Source organism: Nitrospirillum guanabarense (assembly GCF_034653355.1).
GTDB lineage: Bacteria > Pseudomonadota > Alphaproteobacteria > Azospirillales > Azospirillaceae > Nitrospirillum.
The window spans coordinates 2,028,642-2,047,668 of sequence record NZ_JAYEER010000004.1; the positions used below are offsets into that span (position 1 = coordinate 2,028,642).

The window sequence follows — 19,027 nt, forward strand, 5'->3', positions numbered from 1 at the left end:
GCCCTATGAACAAGCTCTTCGCCCAAGTGACCGGCGGTGCGGCCAAGGCCGTACCCGTGCAGTCCGCCTCCCCGGCTGTCACCAATCCCCCGCCGCTGGCCCGCATCTTCGTGCGCGACCTGGTGGTGATGGCCACCGTCGGCATCTATGAGCATGAGAAGCAGAAGGCCCAGCGCCTGCGCGTGAACCTGGACATGATGGTGCTGGACCGCTTGGGGTCGCGCCGCGACGACATCGCCGACGTGGTGTCGTACGAGGACGGCGTCACCATCGTCCGCGAGCTGGCGGCGCAGGGCCATCTGAACCTGGTGGAAACCTTCGCCGAGACGGTGGCCCAGCGCCTGCTGGCCGATGGCCGGGTGCACAGCGTCACCGTGCGGGTGGAAAAGCTGGACGTCTTCCCCGACGCCGCCTCCGCCGGGATCGAGATCACGCGGCAGCGGGGGTGACGCGGGCCATATTTCGCCAAATGGGCACCAAACTGCTGTAAGGTTGCACATTGGTGATGCTGGGCTTCCGCTGCGCCCGTGGAGATGGCTTTGCTCGACGCTGAGACCCTGCTGGCTTTATTCCGGGACCTGGAGGCGGACAACGTCGAGCGGACTAGTGCCGCAACCGACAAGAGTAAGATAGGCCGCGCCATTTGCGCGTTCGCGAACGACTTGGCAGATCGCCGTCAGCCTGGCGTGCTTTTCATCGGCCAGAAGGACGACGGCAGTTGCGCCGGCTTGGACATCACCGACGAGATTCTTAAAATCTTTCGGCCTTTCGATCCGATGGAAATATTCAGCCCCTTCCACAATTGAGCGTGGATCGCAGGATTCTGGACGGCTGTACCGTCGCCGTAGTCGAGGTGCAGCCATCGGACAACCCTCCCGTGAAATTCGATGGCCGCGTCTGCATCCGCGTTGGCCCGCGACGAGGCTTCGCCACCGCCGAGGAGGAGCGGCGCCTGACCGAAAAGCGCCGTTGGGGCGCGCTGCCGTTCGATCAGCATGGCGCGTTGGGCGCGTCCATTGATGACCTCAATCTGCTGACCTTCCGTGAGGAGATCCTTCCCTCCATGGTGGCTCCGGAGGTCCTTGAGGAAAATCACCGGCAACAGGACGACCAGATGCGGGCGCTGCGCCTGCTGACGCCCAACGGCACGCCGACGAATGGCGCCGTACTGCTATTGGGGAAAGATCCTCGGCAATGGCTGCCGGGAGCTTATATCCAATTTGTCCGCTTCAGCGGGATGCAACTCACCGATCCAATTCGCGACCAAAAGGAGGTCAGCGGGACACTGGCATCCCAAATTCGACAGATTGAGGAAATCATCGGCGCGCACATCGCCGTGGCATTGGATCCTACGGCGGCCCGCTCAACTCCCAGCCCCGACTACCCGATTGTCGCGTTGCGCGAATTGGTCCGGAATGCCCTCATCCATCGAAATTATGAAGGTACCGCCGCCCCCGTCCGGTTGCACTGGTATGATGATCGGATTGAAATCCTGAGCCCTGGCGGGCCTTATGGCATGGTCACCATAGAAACGTTCGGACAACCGGGCGCCACGGATTATCGCAATCCCATGATTGCCGAAGCCGCCAAGAGCATGGGTTTTGTCCACCGCTTCGGCTCCGGCATCGCTCGGGCACGCGAAGCACTGAAAACTAACGGCAATCCGGCGCCGCAGTTCATCGTGCAGCCAGCCCATATCCTGGCTATCGTGAGGCCCAAGGCATGACCACCATCGCCTTCTTCAACAACAAGGGCGGCGTCGGCAAGACCTCACTGGTCTATCACCTAGCCTGGATGTTCGCAGAATTAGGCCAGAAGGTCGTCGTTGCGGATCTTGACCCCCAGGCAAATCTCACCTCGATGTTTCTGTCTGAGGAGCGCCAGGAGCAATTGTGGGCACCTGGCGATGATCGGCAGACAATCTGGAGTTCGGTCAAACCTCTCTATAGGAATACAGGCGATATCGCTGGTCCGTTTCTAGAACCTATCAGTGATCGAATACGGCTTATTGCCGGCGACCTAGCCCTCTCTCGCTTTGAAGACAAGCTATCACAAGCTTGGATGAATAGTGCCGATGGTGATGAGGGGGCCTTGAGAACTGTTTCTTCGTTTGGCCGAATCATTAAACAAACGGCTGAGCAAACAGCTGCGGGCGTGACATTGATCGACGTTGGCCCAAACTTAGGCGCTATCAATCGAGCCGCCCTGATTGCAGCCGATTACGTCATTGTACCATTGAGCCCTGACTTATTCTCACTTCAGGGCTTGCGCAACTTAGGCCCTACGCTACGGGAATGGAGGAGCGGCTGGTTACGTCGGCGAGATCGTTTAGATGCCCCGGGACTCTGGCTGCCCGATGGGAAAATAGAGCCCGCCGGCTATATTCTAATGCGCCACTCAGTGCGGTTGGACCGCGCCGTGAAGGCCTTCGACAGATGGATGCGAAAAGTACCTGGTGCATATCGAGTAGATTTGCTTCAAGAAGAATTTGCGGATCCGAATTTAACCTCTGAGGTCGATCCATATTGTCTGGGACGCCTGAAGGACTACCGCTCGCTTATGGCAATGGCGCAGGAAGTTAATAAGCCGATGTTTGCCCTGAGGCCAGCTGACGGTGCGATCGGCGGCCACCAAGCAGCCGTAATCGGTTGCTATCAGGACTTCAAGGCCCTGGCGGAAAAGATCGCGGAACGATGCGACATTAAGGTGTGGGATCCACTAGCGGATCTCCTTGCCTAAACTCACTCCCCCGCCAGCGCCTTGACTTGGAAACCGTTGCTGCGCAGCGCCTCGACCACGCGGCCGGCGTGGTTGGCGGAGCGGCATTCCACCGTGATGTCGATGTCGGTGGCCTTGACGTTGGCGGTGCTGAACAGGCGCTGGTGCACGGCCTCGATGATGTTGCCGCCGGCCTCGCCGATCAGGGTGGTGATGCGGCCCAGGGCACCCGGCCGATCGGGGATGACCACGCGCAGGGTGACGATGCGGCCCTCACGCACCAGCTGGCGCAGGATGACGCTGGCCAGCACGCGGCTGTCGATGTTGCCGCCGGACAGCACCAGGCCCACCTTGCGCCCGGCGAAGCGCTCCGGATGCTTCAGGGCGGCGGCCAGGCCGGCGGCGCCGGCCCCCTCCGACACCGTCTTCTCGATGTTCAGGAACAGGGCCACGGCCCGCTCCACCTCCCAATCCTCCACCAGGATGATGTCGTCGACCTTCTGGCGCACGATCTCCAGCGTGGTGGCGCCCACGTTCTTGACGGCGATGCCCTCGGCGATGGTGTCGCCGCCCACGCTGACCGGCAGGTTGTGCAGCGCCTGGTACATGGGCGGGTAGGCCGTGACCTCCACCCCGATGACCTCGATATCGGGCTTGCGCGCCTTGGCGGCGATGGCCATGCCGGAGATGAGGCCGCCGCCGCCCACGGGCACCAGCAGCACGTCCAGGTCGGGGGCGGCGTTCAGCATCTCCAGCGCCACCGTGCCCTGGCCAGCGATGACCAGCGGGTCGTCATACGGGTGGACGAAGACGTAGCCGTGTTCCCGCTGCAAGCGTTCGGCCTCCGCCGCCGCTTCCGCCAGAACGGCGCCCTTCAGCACCACCTTGGCGCCGAAGTTCTCCGTATGCTCCACCTTGATGAAGGGGGTGCCCTCGGGCATCACGATGGTGGCGGGGATGCCCAGCCGGCCGGCGTGGTAGGCCACCCCCTGGGCGTGGTTGCCCGCGGACATGGCGATGACACCGCGCCGGCGCTCCTCCTCCGTCAGGGACAGCAGGCGGTTCAGGGCGCCGCGTTCCTTGAAGCTGGCGGTGAACTGCAAATTCTCGAACTTCACCCAGATTTCGCAGCCGGCGATGCGCGACAGGGTGCGCGACGGGATGCAGGGCGTGTCGATCACCTGTCCGCTGAGCGCCAGGGCCGCCGCCCGCACATCCTCCAGGGTGACCTTGTCCACGCCCGTGTTGCTGTCCATGAAATCTGTCCTTGAGAACGGCATCCTTGAGGGCGCCAACCATAGACCTCAAGCAGCGGCCCGCGACAGGGGATTTGTCGCGGGTCCGTTGCCAACCTCAAACGCCGGCGGGGCATCCGCCCCTTGGCTTATCCTCCCTTTCCGGTCCACTTCGCTTCCCGGAAAGGTCCGGCGGACGCGCTGGCGTCCTACAGCGGCATGTGGCTTTGGCCTCATGCCGCTTCGCTTGATCCTTACTCCGCCGCCAAGGGTGTGGACTGGCCCGGCGTGCCGGTGCGCCAGTCGCGCAACAAGGCCGCTTCCTTGGCCTTCACCTCGGCGTAGGCCTTCTCCTTGACGTGGCCGTAGCCGCGGATCTTCTGCGCCAGCTCCGCGATCTCCACCGCCAGCGCGTGGTTGTCCTCGGTCAGGCCGGCCAGCAGCTCCGCCACCGTGGCGCGGAAGTCGACGATCAGCTGGCGTTCCATGCGGCGCTCGGCGGTGCGGCCGAAGATGTCCAGCGCGGTGCCGCGCAGGCCCTTGCAAGCCGCCAGCAGGCGGAAGGCCGTCAGCATCCAGGGGCCGAAGGCCCGCTTGCGCATCTCGCCCGTGGCCGGGTCGGCGTGGGACGCGGTGGGCGGCGCCAGATGGAAGACCAGCTTGTAATCGCCCTGGAACTGCTGGCGCACCTGGTCCAGGAAGCCGGTCTGGGTGTAGAGGCGCGCCACCTCGTACTCGTCCTTGTAGGCCATCAGCTTGAACAGCGTGCGGGCCACGGCCTCGGTCAGCTGGTCGGCGCCCGGCACCTTGGCCGTCTCCACCGACCGCACCTGGGCCACCAGCTGGCGGTAGGCGTCGGCGTACGCCGCGTCCTGATAATCGGTCAGGAAGGCGGCGCGACGCTCGATGACCTCCTCCAGCGTCTGCGACAGGCGGCGGTGGGGCTGGTCGGCCGCCGGACCCTTGGGCGTGGCGATCTTCTCGACCGCCGCCTGGTCCAGGGCGGCGCGGCGGCCCCAGCGGAAGGCGTCGGTGTTCATCTTCACCGCCGCCCCGTTCATCTCGATGGCCTTCTCCAGCGCCTCGGCGCTGACCGGCACCAGGCCCTTCTGATAGGCGTAGCCCAGCATGAACAGGTTGGTGGCGATGCTGTCGCCCAGCAGGCCGGTGGCGATGCGGGTGGCGTCCACGGCGTTGACGGCGTCCGCGCCGCAAGCCTTGGCCACCGTCGCCACCATGGACCCGCCGTTCATCTGGAAGTCGGGGTTGGTGACGAAGGCGGCGGTGATGGCTTCATGGGTGTTCAGGATGGCGTGGGTACGGCCCTTGGCCATCTTGGTCAGGGCGTCGGCGTTGGCCGCCACCACGATGTCGCAGCCCAGCACCACGTCGGCGCCGCCGGCGGCGATGCGGGTGGCGTGGATGTCCTCCGGCCGTTCGGCGATGCGCAGGTGGCTGGTGACCGCTCCGCCCTTCTGCGCCAGGCCGGCCATGTCAAGCACGGTGCAGCCCCGGCTTTCCAGGTGGGACGCCATGGCGACGATGGCGCCGATGGTAACCACGCCGGTGCCGCCCACGCCCGTCACCAGGATGTTCCAGGGACGGTCCAGGGTGCGGCGCACCGGCTCCGGCAGCGCTTCCAGGCCATCAGCCTTGCCCCCCACTGGGCCCCCCACGGGCTTGGGCTTGCGCAAGGCCCCGCCCTCGACGGTCACGAAACTGGGGCAGAAGCCCTTCAGGCAGGAGAAGTCCTTGTTGCAGCTGGACTGGTCGATCTGGCGCTTGCGGCCGAACTCCGTCTCCACCGGCACCACGGACAGGCAGGAAGACTTGGTGGAGCAATCGCCGCAGCCCTCGCACACCAGCTCGTTCACCACCACGCGGCGGGCCGGGTCTGGGAAGGTGCCACGCTTGCGGCGGCGGCGCTTCTCGGCGGCGCAGGTCTGTTCATAGATCAGGACGCTGACGCCCTTGATCTCGCGCATCTCGCGCTGCACCCGGTCCAGGTCGTCGCGGTGCTCGATGGTGGTGAAGGGCGGCAGGCCCTGGCCCAGGCCGTACTTTTCCGGATCGTCGCTGACCACGACGATGCGCTCCACACCCTCGGCCTCCAGCTGGCGGGCGATCTGGTGCACGGACAGGCTGCCGTCCACCTTCTGGCCGCCGGTCATGGCGACGGCATCGTTGTAGAGGATCTTGTATGTGATGTTGACCTTGGCGGCGACGGAGGCGCGCACCGCCAGGATGCCGGAATGGAAATAGGTGCCGTCGCCCAGGTTGGCGAAGACATGCTCCTCCCCGGCGAAGGGGGCTTGGCCGATCCAGTGGACACCCTCGCCGCCCATCTGGCTGAAGACGTCGGTGTTGCGGCCCATCCACGTCACCATGTAGTGGCAGCCGATGCCGGCCAGGCCGCGACTGCCCTCGGGCAGGTGGGTGGAGGTGTTGTGCGGGCAGCCGGAGCAGTAGAAGGGTGCGCGGACCACTGTGCTGGCGGAGGCGGAGGGGCGCAGCTGCGCCTCCAGGGCCTGCACCCGCTCAGCCACCCGGTCGACCATCAGGCCCAGCTTGGCCATGCGGCCGGCGAGCGCCAGGGCGATGGTGGTGGGCGATAGCTCCGCCTTTTCCGACAGCAGCGGCCGGCCGTCCTCATCCGTCTTGCCCAGGATGCGGGGGCGGCGGTCCCAGTTGTACAGCTGCTCCTTCAGCTGCGCCTCGATCAGGGCGCGCTTCTCCTCCACCACCAGCAGCTCTTCAGCGCTTTCGGCGAAGTCGCGGATGCCGTGGGGTTCCAACGGCCAGGTCATGGCCACCTTGAAGATGGCGATGCCCAAGTCGGCCGCCATCTCGGCGGTGATGCCCAGCTCATCCAGGGCCTGGCGCACATCCAGATAGGACTTGCCCACGGTGACGATGCCCAGGCGCGGCTTGGCGGCGCCCAGGATGACCTTGTCCAGGCGGTTGGCCCGGGCGAAGGCGCGCGCCGCGTCCAGCTTCCACTGGATCATGCGGTCTTCCTGGATCAGCGGCGTGTCGTGCAGGCGGATGTTCAGGCGGCCGGGCGGCATCTCGAAATCGGCCGGCAGGACCACGCCGCTGGTGATATCGGGCACCCGCACGATGGCGGAGGTGTCGATGGTGTCGGCCAGGGCGGTGAACCCGACCCAGCAGCCGGAATAGCGCGACATTTCCCAGCCGATCAGGCCGTAGTCCAGGAACTCCTGCACGCCGGCCGGGCTCATCACCGGCATGAAGGCGTGGATGAAGGCGTGGTCCGACTGATGCGGCAGGGTGGAGGATTTGGAGGCGTGGTCGTCGCCGGCGATGGCCAGCACGCCGCCATGGCGGCTGGTGCCCGCGAAGTTGGCGTGCTTCAGCGCGTCCAGCGAACGGTCGACGCCGGGGCCCTTGCCGTACCAGATGCCGAACACGCCATCGACCTTGGCGCCCTTGAACAGGTTGACCTGCTGGCTGCCCCAGACGGCGGTGGCGCCCAGTTCCTCGTTCACGCCAGGCTGGAAATGGATGTCGTGGCGGGCCAGGTGCTTGCGCGCCTGCCACAGCGCCTGGTCGTAGGCGCCGAGGGGGGAGCCGCGATAGCCCGAGATGAAGCCGGCGGTGTTCAGGCCCGCCGCGCGGTCGCGGTCGCGCATCAGCATGGGCAGGCGCACCAGCGCCTGGGTCCCGGTCATATAGACCCGGCCGTCCCGCAGGACGTACTTGTCATCAAGGGTAACGGCGGCCAGCGTCATAACGCATCTCCCACTCGGGTGAAACTGGTCCCCTTCCTGGCCCCGGAGCGCGGCCCGATGCGGTCGGGTGGCGGCCTTCCAGGGTACGGTGCCCGGCGGCCTGGGGGTCCGCGAGGTCCGGCGCCGATGTTCCCTCGGCTTACCCTCGCATCTAAGCAGGGATGCAGGCGGCCGAAAATAGGTCATATATACTGACATATTTCCTGTCGGAAGCACCGCAGCAATCGCGCAGACTCGTTCCCGGCGGCCCGCGTTTGGGTTCGTTCCTTACGTTCGCGCCATCCAGCCGTGCGGGTGCGGCGCCGCCGCCGTGGAGCTTGCGTTTTTTGCGGCCGCGACTCGGGGGCGACTGTGGCTTGGAACCGCCCCACCGATTAGTCTGCAGCCAAGTTCCCCTGATGAAGAGCCGCCCTATGGCCAAGCCTGTCGATCCCAGCACCCTGCCCTACCGTCCCTGCGTCGGCATCTGCCTGCTGAACGCCCAGGGCCTGGTCTTCGTCGGCCAGCGGCGCGACACCCCCGGCGCCTGGCAGATGCCCCAGGGCGGCATCGACAAGGGCGAGACGGCGGCGGAAGCCGGCCTGCGCGAGCTGATGGAGGAGATCGGCACCGACAAGGCCACCGTGCTGGAGGAAACGGCCGAGTGGCTGCGCTACGACCTGCCGCCAGAGCTGGTGGGCGTCGCGTGGAAGGGCAAGTACCGCGGCCAGAAGCAGAAGTGGCTGGCCTGTCGTTACACCGGCCAGGATGGTGACATCAACCTGGACACCGAGCATCCCGAGTTCGACGCCTGGCAATGGGTGCCGCTGGAGCGGACGGTGGACCTGATCGTTCCCTTCAAGCGCGAGATCTACACGCAGGTGGTCGCCGCCTTCCGGCATTTGATTTGATTTGCCCTCAGGCGCCGGGCGCGGGCATTCGCCCGCTGGGCTTCCTCCCTTTTCAGTCCGCTGACGCTCCCCGAAAAGGTCCGGCGGCTTCAGTCGCGGCCTACAACGCCATGAACCAAAGGCTCATGCCGTTGGCTTGAAACTTCCAAAGCAAAACGCCGCCCAGGTCACGCGGGGCGGCGTTTTTGTTTTCAGCGCGAAAGAGGCGTCAAGCGGCCAGCGAGGGCACCCCGGCCTTCTTCATCATGCGCTTGTAGGCGTAGCGCGAGGCGACGTCGTGCAGCCAGCCCTGGGGCTTCAGACCACTGGCCTTGAACACCATGGCGACCATGCGGTCCAGGTGGTGCGGGCGGTAATAGCTGTAGGCCCGGCGCACGTAATTGGCGAAGGCCGTCTCGCGGTGATAGGGCGCGCCCTCGTCGGCGTTGGCGGCGTGATAGGCGAAGGACAACTCATCATCCTCCGTCTCGTTGATGCGCGAGAGGGAAATGCGCAGGCGGCCGAACTTGCCCAGGCGCTCCTGGGTCAGGTAATCGCCCAGGTAATCGTAGAACAGCTTGTAGTGCCGGAATTCGTCGGCCGCGATGTGGCGGCAGATCTGCTTCAGCACGGGCTCGTCCGTGGCCTCGGCCAAGGCGGTGTAGTAACTGCTGGTGCCGGTCTCGACGATGCAGCGCGCCACCAGTTCACCGGCGCGGGAACCGCGCACCGACTGGCTGACGTCGATGTCGATCTTGTAGCCTTCGCGGAAGCGCGTCACCGCCGCCTGGAAGCTCCAGTCGGGGTCCACGCGTTCGGCCCAGGTGCCCAGGGCCTCGCCATGCTGCACTTCCTCAACCGCCCACTGGCGGGCCGTGCGGCAGAACTCGGCGTTGTCGGCGAAGACGTTGCACAGGTAGTCGGCGTAGCTGTCGCCGTTGTACTCCACCAGGGCGGCGGCCTTGATGAGCTTCAGGATATCGGGGTTGACCTTGGACCGGTCCAGCTTGTCCCAGGGCAGGCCGGCAACCGTCCAGTGACCGTTGCGGGAGTCCGTAGCCTGAGATTCCGTGCCGTTGACGTCTGCCATGCGCGTTCCGTTCTTCGTGCCCCAGGGCCGGCGCCTTCGCTTCCGGGTGCCGGCATCCGATGACCATGATACAGGCCCGATACCGCCGCCGTGCCCCCACTGCGACGATCGAACCCCACTCGTTTCGAAAAGGCCCGCCTGAAAACGAAAAAGCCGGCGGGCTTTCCGTGATGCCCCACCGGCCGGTATGCCACAAATCCGTAACACCCGCCATGCTTGGCACGGCGCCAAGCTAGCACGATGCCGCCGGTCGGCAAAATGCCCACCCGGCAGGGGTGGGAACTATTGTGCTAAATCAAGGGGCTGGGCTTATGCCCTGGGGGGCCTGCCTAAGGTCGAAGGGGGCTAGGCACGATGTCCTAGCCCCCTTCGGACTTTTTGCGATTTGCTCTCAACTACCCCGAGCCAACCCTTAATGGCCGGCCGAACCGGCGCCGAGGGCTTCCAGCTTGGCCTGGGCGACCAGCAGCTTGGTTTCCGCGGCGCGCTTCTCGACGTCGTTGGCGGCGTCGGCCACGTCCTCGGCCAGATCCTTCACTTGCTGCTCGACGGCGGTACGGTCCAGGGCGGCGACCTCGATCGCCTCTTCCGCCAACACGGTGCAGCGCGTCTCGGTCACCTCGGCGAAACCGCCGGCGACGAAGATGCGGTTGCTGATGGTGGTGATGCCATCAAGGTAGATGTCGATGACGCCCGGCTTCAGCGTGGTGATCAGGGGGGCGTGGCCCGGCAGGGCGCCCAGGTAGCCTTCAGTGCCCGGGACGACCACCATGTCGACCGGCTGGGAAACCAGCAGCTTCTCCGGCGACACCAGCTCGAATTCAACCTTATCGGCCATGATGGGGCTTCCGTTCAGCTTCTTACGATAAGGGACGGAAAGGGATTCCCCCTTTCCGTCCCGGTACTACTCAGGCGATCAGGCGGCCTCGGCGGCCATCTTGCGGGCCTTCTCGACGGCTTCCTCGATGGTGCCGACCATGTAGAAGGCCGCTTCCGGCAGGTGGTCGTACTGGCCGGCCACGATGCCCTTGAACGCGCGGATGGTGTCTTCCAGGCTGACCAGCACGCCCGGCGTGCCGGTGAACACTTCGGCCACATGGAAGGGCTGGGACAGGAAGCGCTGGATCTTGCGGGCGCGGGCGACGGTCAGCTTGTCCTCTTCCGACAGTTCGTCCATGCCCAGGATGGCGATGATGTCCTGCAGCGACTTGTAGGTCTGCAGCACCTTCTGCACCGAGCGGGCCGTCTGGTAGTGCTCTTCGCCCACCACGCGCGGATCCAGCGCACGGGAGGTGCTGTCCAGCGGGTCCACGGCGGGGAAGATGGCCTGCTCGGCGATGGCGCGGCTCAGCACCGTCGTGGCGTCCAGGTGGGCGAACGAGGTGGCGGGGGCCGGGTCGGTCAGATCGTCGGCGGGCACGTACACGGCCTGCACCGAGGTGATCGAGCCCTTCTTGGTGGAGGTGATGCGTTCCTGCAGGGCGCCCATGTCGGTGGCCAGCGTGGGCTGGTAACCCACCGCCGACGGGATGCGGCCCAGCAGCGCCGACACCTCGGCACCCGCCTGGGTGAAGCGGAAGATGTTGTCGATGAACAGCAGCACGTCCTGGCCTTCCTCGTCGCGGAAGTATTCCGCGATGGTCAGGCCGGACAGGGCGACGCGGGCGCGGGCCCCCGGCGGCTCGTTCATCTGGCCGTACACCAGGGCGACCTTGGAGCCCGGGCCGTCGAGCTTGATGACGCCCGACTCGATCATCTCATGGTACAGGTCGTTACCCTCGCGGGTACGCTCACCCACGCCGGCGAAGACCGACACACCACCGTGCGCCTTGGCGACGTTGTTGATCAGTTCCATGATGGTGACGGTCTTGCCCACGCCGGCGCCGCCGAACAGGCCGATCTTGCCGCCCTTCAGGTACGGGGCCAGCAAGTCGATGACCTTGATGCCCGTGACCAGGATCTGCGCGTCGGTCGCCTGCTCGGCGAACTCGGGGGCGGAGCGATGGATGGGGTAGGTCTTCTCGGAGGCGACGGCACCGCGCTCGTCGATCGGCTCGCCGATGACGTTCAGGATGCGGCCCAGGGTGGCGGGGCCGACCGGCATGTTGATGGGGCCGCCGGTGTCGGCGACGGCGCCGCCGCGCACCAGGCCGTCCGTGCTGTCCATGGCGATGCAGCGGACGGTGTTCTCACCCAGATGCTGGGCGACTTCGAGCACAAGGGTCTTGCCCTCGTTCTGCGTGTGCAGGGCGTTCAGAATGGCGGGCAGTTCGGCGTCGAACTGCACGTCCACCACGGCGCCCAGCACCTGCGTGATACGGCCGACGGCGTTGGTCGCCTGGTTAGTCGTAGCCATGGGGTAAGCTCCCTCGGACCCTTGCGAATGTTGTCGTGGCGCCGTCAGACCGCTTCAGCACCGGAGATGATCTCGATCAGCTCCTTGGTGATGAAGGCCTGGCGCGTGCGGTTGTAGTTAAGCGTCAGCTTCTTGATCGTGTCGCCGGCGTTGCGCGTGGCGTTGTCCATGGCGGTCATCTGCGCGCCGAAGAACGAGGCCGAGCTTTCCAACAGGGCGGTGTAGACCTGGATGGAAAGGTTGCGCGGCAGCAGGTCGTTGAGGATGCCCTCCTCAGACGGCTCGAACTCGTAGATGGCCTTGGGCTCGGTGGAGGCCGTGGCCTCCTCCGTCGTGGCCGCCACGGCGAACGGGACGATCTGCTGAACGGTGACGATCTGTGTCATCGCCGACTTGAACTTGTTGAAGATGATGGAGGCGACGTCGAATTCACCGGCGTCGAACAGCTCCAGCACCTTGTCCGCCACCTGGGCGGCGTCCGCGAAGCCCAGGCGCTTGCCGCCCAGGTTCTCGTAGCTGTGGACGATCAGCGAACCGAACTCGCGGCGCAGCAGGTCGCGACCCTTGCGGCCCACGGTCAGCAGCTTCACGGTCTTGCCCTCGCCCTGCAGGCGGGTGACCTGGCGCCTGGCCTCGCGGACGATGGTGGCGTTGAAGCCGCCGCACAGGCCGCGGTCGCCGGTCAGGACGATCAGCAGCTGCGTCTTGTCAGAGCCGGTGCCGGCCATCAGCTTCGGGCCCTGCGCACCCGCCGGCACGTTGGCGGCGAGGGAGGAGAGCATGCGGCCCATGCGCTCGGCGTAGGGACGCCCGGCTTCGGCCTGTTCCTGGGCGCGGCGCAGCTTGCTGGCCGCGACCATCTTCAGGGCCGAGGTGATCTTCTGCGTCGACTTGACGCTGTCGATCCGGATCTTGAGGTCCTTAAGGCTGGGCATGCCGTGCCTTCACTTCCTGAGAGAACTGGACTGGCGGGCGATCCTCCCAAGAGGACCGCCCCACCGTTTGACGGGGTCAGGCGAAGATCTTGGAGAAGCTCTCCAGGAAGGCCTTCAGCTTTTCCTCGGTGTCCTTGCTGATCTGCTTGTCGGTGCGGATCGCGGTCAGGATGTCCTGGCCCTTGCTGCGGATCTCGTCCAGGAAGCGCGCCTCGAAGCGGTTCACGTCCTCGACCTTCACCTTGTCCAGGAAGCCCTTCACACCGGCGAAGATGGAAACCACCTGCTCTTCCACCGGCAGCGGGCTGTACTGCGGCTGCTTCAGCAGCTCGGTCAGGCGGGCGCCACGGTTCAGCAGTCGCTGGGTGGCGGCGTCCAGGTCCGAGGCGAACTGGGCGAAGGCGGCCATCTCGCGGTACTGGGCCAGTTCCAGCTTAATGGTGCCGGCGACCTGCTTCATCGCCTTGATCTGGGCGGCGGAACCGACACGGCTGACCGACAGGCCGACGTTGATGGCCGGGCGGATGCCGCGGTAGAACAGGCCGGTTTCCAGGAAGATCTGGCCGTCGGTGATGGAGATGACGTTCGTCGGGATGTAGGCCGACACGTCACCCGCCTGGGTTTCGATGATGGGCAGGGCCGTCAGCGAGCCGGCGCCGTAGCCGTCGGCCATCTTGCAGGCGCGTTCCAGCAAGCGGCTGTGCAGGTAGAACACGTCGCCGGGGTAGGCTTCGCGGCCCGGCGGACGGCGCAGCAGCAGGGACATCTGACGGTAGGCGACGGCCTGCTTGGACAGGTCGTCGTACACGATCAGGGCGTGCATGCCGTTGTCGCGGAAGAACTCGCCCATGGCGCAGCCGGTGTAGGGCGCCAGGTACTGCAGCGGCGCCGGCTCGGACGCGGTGGCGGCCACGACGATGGAGTATTCCATCGCGCCGGCTTCCTCCAGCGTCTTCACGATCTGGGCGACCGTGGAGCGCTTCTGGCCGACGGCCACGTAGATGCAGTAGAGCTTCTTGGATTCGTCGCCGCCGGCGTTGATGCCCTTCTGGTTGATGAAGGCGTCGATGGCGACGGCGGTCTTGCCGGTCTGGCGGTCGCCGATGATCAGCTCACGCTGGCCACGGCCGACGGGCACCAGGGCGTCCACGGCCTTCAGGCCGGTCTGCATCGGCTCGTGCACCGACTTGCGCGGGATGATGCCGGGGGCCTTCACCTCGACGCGCTTGCGCACGACGTCGACCAGCGGGCCCTTGCCGTCGATGGGGTTGCCCAGGCCGTCCACGACGCGGCCCAGCAGGCCGCGGCCCACCGGCACCTCGACGATGGCGCCCGTGCGCTTCACCGTGTCGCCTTCCTTGATGGCGCGGTCGTCGCCGAAGATCACGGCGCCGACGTTGTCGGCTTCCAGGTTCAGGGCCAGGCCCTGAATCCCGCCCGGGAACTCGACCATCTCACCGGCCTGGACCTTGTCCAGGCCATGGATGCGGGCAACACCGTCGCCGACCGAGAGCACCTGGCCCACTTCAGCAACATCGGCCTCGGTGCCGAAATTCGCGATCTGCTGTTTCAGGATCGCGGAAATCTCTGCGGCGCGGATTTCCATCAGCCCACCCCTTTCATGGCGATTTTCAGCTTGGTCAGTTTGGTGCGCACGGAACTGTCGATCATGCGCGATCCGACCTTAACGATCATGCCGCCCAGCAGCGTCGGGTCGACGCTGGCGGCGACGGAGACTTTGGAGCCCAGGGCCTTCTTGAGCGCGTCGGTCACGGCGGACAGCTGCTCCTCCGTCAGCGGGCGGGCCGAGATGACGGTGGCCGTCTCCTCACCGCGGCGCTGGGCCAACTCGGCGAGGAAGGCGACGATCATGCCGTCGAGGGCGAAAAGCCGGCGGTTCTGGGCGACCAGACCAATAAACTTGCGCACAAGCTCGGACGCGCCCGCCTGTGACAGCACCGCCTCCATGGCGCGGGCCTGCTCGGCACGCGACAGGACGGGGCTGCGCACAACGCGACGCAGATCTGCGCTTTCGGCGAGAATTTGCTTGAGCGACGTCAGGTCCTGCGCGGTTTGGTCCAGCGCCTTCTGCTCGTCGGCAAGGTCGAACAGCGCCGCCGCGTAGCGGGCCGCCAGTCCGGATACGACTGTCCCTTGGGATGCCACCTGGAAACCTCGGTTAATCCGCAGACCTGAAGGATTTCAGGGCCTTAGCAATGTGGGTCCGAACCGGGCGAAAACCACCCCGGCGTCGGGCGTCGTGCACATAACACAGGGCGCCGCAGGGCGCAACTCCGTCACTCCATCCAAAGCATACTATCCCACGGGTGAGCAGCCCGCTTTAAGGCGCCATTAACAGTTGGGGCCGCATAGTCCCCTCAACGCGCCAAAGCCACCCGGCGCCCCGACGAAAAAAGCCCGGAACCTTCCGGGCCCCCAAGATCCAGGGTGGCAGAGTGCTGGTGAGTCATGACTGTCGTCCCCTTCTCCTCTGCCCGCTTCACCCCCTTCGATCTGACCGAGTGGAACAGCGTCGCCCAGCCCAAGCTGGAGCGGGGCCTGTGGGAAACGGTCAGCCGCCATACCGCGCCGGACCATGATCAGCTGATCGTGCGCTTCCCCAACCTGGACCGCCCGGTCTTCCGGTTCGAGCGCGACCGCCGCGGCACCTATCGCCTGTACTTCAACGACCGCCGCGGCTGGTATTGCATCGGCACCGGCGAGAGCGCCGAGGAATGCCTGTCCGTGTGGCGGGGCCGCGTGCCGCGCGCCACGGCCGAGGCCGGCGCCCAGGCCGGTCGCTGAGGCCCGCCGCTATACTAAAGAACGAGGGGCTGCACGCCCCATCGATGCCTGAGTTGCCTGGTTGGAACCCGATTTTAGGTGGCCTGGGATATTAGAAGAGCCTGAGCGTTGTCTTGGAGTCGCGTACCAGTCGAGTGGCCTAGCGTTGCCTGGAACCAGAATTGCCTGAACACCGGCTTCAGTAGCGTTGCCTGATTTGACGCCAGGGGGCAGACCAGCGCCCCCTTCAGGGCAGACGGGACACGGGGCGGAGCGGCGGCGCCAGCACATGGAAAGGCGCCGCCGTTTCCATATCCACCGGCAGGCGGGCGATGGTGTCGCCATCCCCCTGCACCGGGTCGCCCACCGGCCCCTCGATCCGAACCCGCGCCGCCGGGACCACGCGGTACCCCAATCCCCCCTTCGTCCCACCCCGGCGGCCTAGGCGCCCGGTGACCAGGGCCGCGCCATAACCCAGCGCCGCCAGGCGGCCGCCATCCTCGAACAGGCAAACCTGGAAGCCGCCCTCGTCCAGCCGGGCATCGGGCGCGCAGACGAAGCGCCCGCCATAGAAATGCCCCTTGGCCACGATGCAGGACGCGACCTCGTGCACGCGGACGCGGCCGGCCGCGTCCTCCACGGTCACGCGATAGCGCGGGTTGGGCCAGCGGGCGATCTGCGCCAAGCTTTCCAGCACATAGGCGCCCTTGCCCAAGCGGCGCTTCACCGCCGGGTCCACCCCCTCCACCACATGGGCGTCCAGGCCCACGCCGGCCATCATGGTGAACAGCCGACCGTTGGCGCGGCCGGCGTGGATGGTGCGGGGCGCGGCACCCGCCAGGGTGCGGGCCAGATCCGCCGCCCCGGACGGCAGGTCCAGTTCCGCCGCCAGCACGTTGGCCGTGCCCAGGGGGATCAAGCCCAGGGCGGGGGGCGCCGAGGTGGGCGCCGCCAGCAGGCCGTTCACCACCTCGTTGATGGTGCCGTCACCGCCCGAGGCCACGACGGCGTCCGGGATGCGCCCGTCCGTCAGCGCGCCGGCGGCGGCCAGGCCGGCCAGGCGTTCGGCGTCGCGCGGGCCGGTGGTTTCCACCACCGCCACGTCGGCGCCGCCCTGGCGCAGCGCGTCGACGACGCGGCCCATGAAGCCCCGCCGGCGGCGGCCCGCCACGGGATTGTGAATAACCAGTAGACGGCGCGCGGCCACGGCCAGAGGTTCCGTGACAGCCAAGTGAAGGGCGGAAGACATATTTATGAATGCCCCGTGAATATATGATGAAGTCCTTGAACTCTCCTTCATCACCATTTGTCTTGCCCTACATGCTGCGGTATAGCCCTGTCAACATTACTATTGATTGTCTGCGTGGGTCATCTCGGGGGCGTAGCATGGAGACGGACATGGAGACGGAACACGAGGCCCCGCGGCGGTACCGCAGCATTTGGCTCTCGGATCTGCATCTGGGAACCCGCGGCTGCCAGGCCGACATGCTGCTGGATTTCCTGAAGCACACCGAATTGGAGTACCTGTACCTGGTCGGCGACATCGTTGACGGATGGCGCCTGAAGAAGGGCTGGTACTGGCCCCAGGCTCACAACGACGTGGTGCAGAAGGTGCTGCGCCGGGTGCGCAAGGGCACCAAGGTCTTCCTGATCCCCGGCAACCATGACGAAGTCTTCCGCGACTTCATCGGCCTGCAGTTCGGCGGCGTCACCATCCTGGAGGACGCGGTCCACACCACCGCCGACGGCCGCCGCTTCCTGGTGCTGCACGGCGACCTGTTCGACGCGGTGGTGAAGTACGCCAAGTGGCTGGCCTATGTCGGGGACAGCGCCTACACGGTGCTGCTGACCCTGAACACCTGGCTGAACACCGCCCGCCGGCACCTCGGCTTCCAGTACTGGTCGCTCTCCGCCTACCTGAAGAACCGCACCAAGAAAGCGGTGGAGTTCATCGGCAACTATGAACAGGCGCTGGCGGACGAGGCCAAGCGCCGCCAGGTCGACGGCATCATTTGTGGCCACATCCACCACGCCGAGATGCGTGACATGGGTGGCGTCCTCTACTGCAACGACGGGGACTGGGTGGAATCGTGCACCGCATTGGTCGAACACGCCGACGGCACGCTGGAGATCATTCATTGGGCGGACGAAGTGCGCAAGCGCGCGGCGGCGCGGCAGCCTGGGCAGCCGGGCGGGACGACGCAGAAGGCTGCAGCGTGAAAATCCTGATCGTCACCGACGCCTGGCATCCCCAGGTGAACGGCGTGGTCCGCACCCTGACCACGACGCGCGATGAATTGCGCCAGCTGGGCCATGAGGTCGAGGTCATCGCCCCGGACCGCTTCCGCACCGTGCCCATGCCCACGTACCCGGAAATCCGGCTGGCGCTGAAGCCCGGCGCCCGCCTGCGCCGCATGATCGACGAGATCGCGCCCGACGCCATCCACATCGCGACGGAAGGGCCCCTGGGCCTGGCCGCGCGGCGCTATTGCCTGCGTCGGCGCATCCCCTTCACCACCGCCTATCACACGCGTTTTCCGGAATACGTCCGCGACCGCTTCCCCATCCCGCTGCGCCTCAGCTACGCCCTGGTGCGCCGCTTCCACGCGCCGGCCTCCGCCGTCATGGTGGCGACGCCGTCCATCGAGAACGACCTGGTGGACCGGGGCTTCCGCAACATCAAGCGCTGGTCGCGCGGTGTCGACACCGACCTGTTCCGCCCGCGCGAGAAGGACTTCCTGCCCTTTCCCCGCCCCATCTTCATGTATGTGGGCCGGGTGGCGGTGGAGAAGAACATCGAGGCCTTCCTGTCGCTGGACCTGCCCGGCACCAAGGTGGTGGTGGGTGGCGGCCCGCAGCTGGACGAGCTGAAGGCCAAGTACCCGGCCGCGCAGTTCGTCGGCCCCAAGCATGGCGAGGAGCTGGCCAAGCACTATGCGGCCGGCGACGTCTTCGTCTTCCCCTCGCGCACTGACACCTTCGGCCTGGTGCTGCTGGAGGCGCTGGCCTCCGGCGTGCCGGTGGCGGCGTATCCGGTGCCGGGCCCGCTGGACGTGCTGGCGGGATCGGACGTGGCCGTGCTGGACGAGGATTTGCGCAAGGCCGCGCTGGCGGCGCTTGAGATACCGGGTGACAAATGCCGGCGCCACGCCCTGACCTTCTCCTGGTCCGCGTCCGCCGCGCAGTTCCTGAACAACCTGCGCCCTTTCCGCGGCCATCCGGTCCTGGACCCGGTCCCGGCCCCGCAGGCGGACGAGACCAAGAAGGCCAGCTGATCGCGAGGGTTCC

Annotated in this window: 17 protein-coding genes; 8 read left to right on the top strand and 9 right to left on the bottom strand. The window is 66.3% G+C overall.

The genetic code is table 11. The features are described 5' to 3' along the window. Positions 1-5: 5 nt before the first annotated feature. The 4 genes from folB to UAA55_RS27430 all read left to right on the top strand — a co-directional run bounded on the left by folB (position 6) and on the right by UAA55_RS27430 (position 2,739). Entirely contained in the window at positions 6-449 is a 444-nt protein-coding gene (gene folB / locus UAA55_RS27415; RefSeq protein WP_322956786.1) for a dihydroneopterin aldolase, read from the top strand. 84 nt (positions 450-533) lie between these two features. Further along, positions 534-806 carry an AlbA family DNA-binding domain-containing protein gene (locus tag UAA55_RS27420; RefSeq protein ID WP_322956787.1) on the top strand — a complete coding sequence of 91 codons (273 nt, stop codon included), beginning with the start codon at positions 534-536 and terminating at the stop codon, positions 804-806. 71 nt (positions 807-877) lie between these two features. Continuing rightward, complete coding sequence (locus UAA55_RS27425; protein ID WP_322956788.1) at positions 878-1,726, top strand: ATP-binding protein; 849 nt, start codon at positions 878-880, stop codon at positions 1,724-1,726. Continuing rightward, positions 1,723-2,739 carry a ParA family protein gene (locus UAA55_RS27430; RefSeq protein WP_322956789.1) on the top strand — a complete coding sequence of 339 codons (1,017 nt, stop codon included), beginning with the start codon at positions 1,723-1,725 and terminating at the stop codon, positions 2,737-2,739. The genes UAA55_RS27425 and UAA55_RS27430 overlap by 4 nt, the downstream gene beginning before the upstream one ends. A gap of 2 nt (positions 2,740-2,741) precedes the next feature. Here UAA55_RS27430 and UAA55_RS27435 read toward each other — a convergent pair whose 3' ends face one another. After that, complete coding sequence (locus UAA55_RS27435; RefSeq protein WP_322956791.1) at positions 2,742-3,974, bottom strand: threonine ammonia-lyase; 1,233 nt, start codon at positions 3,972-3,974, stop codon at positions 2,742-2,744. A gap of 233 nt (positions 3,975-4,207) precedes the next feature. Beyond that, positions 4,208-7,705 carry an indolepyruvate ferredoxin oxidoreductase family protein gene (locus tag UAA55_RS27440; protein ID WP_322956792.1) on the bottom strand — a complete coding sequence of 1,166 codons (3,498 nt, stop codon included), beginning with the start codon at positions 7,703-7,705 and terminating at the stop codon, positions 4,208-4,210. A gap of 413 nt (positions 7,706-8,118) precedes the next feature. Between UAA55_RS27440 and UAA55_RS27445 the strand changes: the two genes are divergently transcribed. Beyond that, entirely contained in the window at positions 8,119-8,595 is a 477-nt protein-coding gene (locus tag UAA55_RS27445) for an RNA pyrophosphohydrolase (protein WP_322956794.1), read from the top strand. A 208-nt stretch (positions 8,596-8,803) separates the two neighbouring features. Here the strand turns inward: UAA55_RS27445 and UAA55_RS27450 are convergent, their stop codons facing one another. From UAA55_RS27450 to UAA55_RS27475, 6 genes are all read right to left on the bottom strand, one after another. Further along, positions 8,804-9,664 carry a ferritin-like domain-containing protein gene (locus UAA55_RS27450; RefSeq protein WP_322956796.1) on the bottom strand — a complete coding sequence of 287 codons (861 nt, stop codon included), beginning with the start codon at positions 9,662-9,664 and terminating at the stop codon, positions 8,804-8,806. Between the two features lie 412 nt (positions 9,665-10,076). Beyond that, complete coding sequence (locus tag UAA55_RS27455; RefSeq protein ID WP_322956797.1) at positions 10,077-10,502, bottom strand: F0F1 ATP synthase subunit epsilon; 426 nt, start codon at positions 10,500-10,502, stop codon at positions 10,077-10,079. Positions 10,503-10,580: 78 nt separating this feature from the next. After that, the gene (atpD, locus tag UAA55_RS27460) at positions 10,581-12,020 is read right to left on the bottom strand and encodes a F0F1 ATP synthase subunit beta (protein ID WP_145611252.1); all 1,440 of its coding nucleotides are present in this window, start codon (positions 12,018-12,020) and stop codon (positions 10,581-10,583) included. A 44-nt stretch (positions 12,021-12,064) separates the two neighbouring features. Further along, complete coding sequence (locus tag UAA55_RS27465; protein ID WP_322956799.1) at positions 12,065-12,955, bottom strand: F0F1 ATP synthase subunit gamma; 891 nt, start codon at positions 12,953-12,955, stop codon at positions 12,065-12,067. Between the two features lie 76 nt (positions 12,956-13,031). Beyond that, the gene (gene atpA / locus UAA55_RS27470) at positions 13,032-14,561 is read right to left on the bottom strand and encodes a F0F1 ATP synthase subunit alpha (protein ID WP_322956800.1); all 1,530 of its coding nucleotides are present in this window, start codon (positions 14,559-14,561) and stop codon (positions 13,032-13,034) included. Beyond that, on the bottom strand, positions 14,561-15,121 hold the full coding sequence (locus UAA55_RS27475) for a F0F1 ATP synthase subunit delta (RefSeq protein ID WP_322956802.1): 561 nt from the start codon (positions 15,119-15,121) through the stop codon (positions 14,561-14,563). The genes atpA and UAA55_RS27475 overlap by 1 nt, the downstream gene beginning before the upstream one ends. Before the next feature lie 303 nt (positions 15,122-15,424). Here UAA55_RS27475 and UAA55_RS27480 point away from each other — a divergent pair, with 303 nt between their 5' ends. Then, positions 15,425-15,760 (top strand): hypothetical protein, encoded by a 336-nt coding sequence (locus UAA55_RS27480; RefSeq protein ID WP_088872042.1) that lies wholly within the window; start codon positions 15,425-15,427, stop codon positions 15,758-15,760. A 226-nt stretch (positions 15,761-15,986) separates the two neighbouring features. Here the strand turns inward: UAA55_RS27480 and UAA55_RS27485 are convergent, their stop codons facing one another. Then, entirely contained in the window at positions 15,987-16,988 is a 1,002-nt protein-coding gene (locus tag UAA55_RS27485) for a diacylglycerol/lipid kinase family protein (RefSeq protein ID WP_322956805.1), read from the bottom strand. Between the two features lie 137 nt (positions 16,989-17,125). Between UAA55_RS27485 and UAA55_RS27490 the strand changes: the two genes are divergently transcribed. Next, on the top strand, positions 17,126-17,959 hold the full coding sequence (locus UAA55_RS27490) for a UDP-2,3-diacylglucosamine diphosphatase (protein WP_322956806.1): 834 nt from the start codon (positions 17,126-17,128) through the stop codon (positions 17,957-17,959). Further along, positions 17,956-19,014, top strand: coding sequence for a glycosyltransferase family 4 protein (locus tag UAA55_RS27495; RefSeq protein WP_322956807.1), 1,059 nt, complete (start codon positions 17,956-17,958; stop codon positions 19,012-19,014). Before UAA55_RS27490 ends, UAA55_RS27495 begins: the two co-directional genes overlap by 4 nt. Positions 19,015-19,027 lie beyond the last annotated feature (13 nt).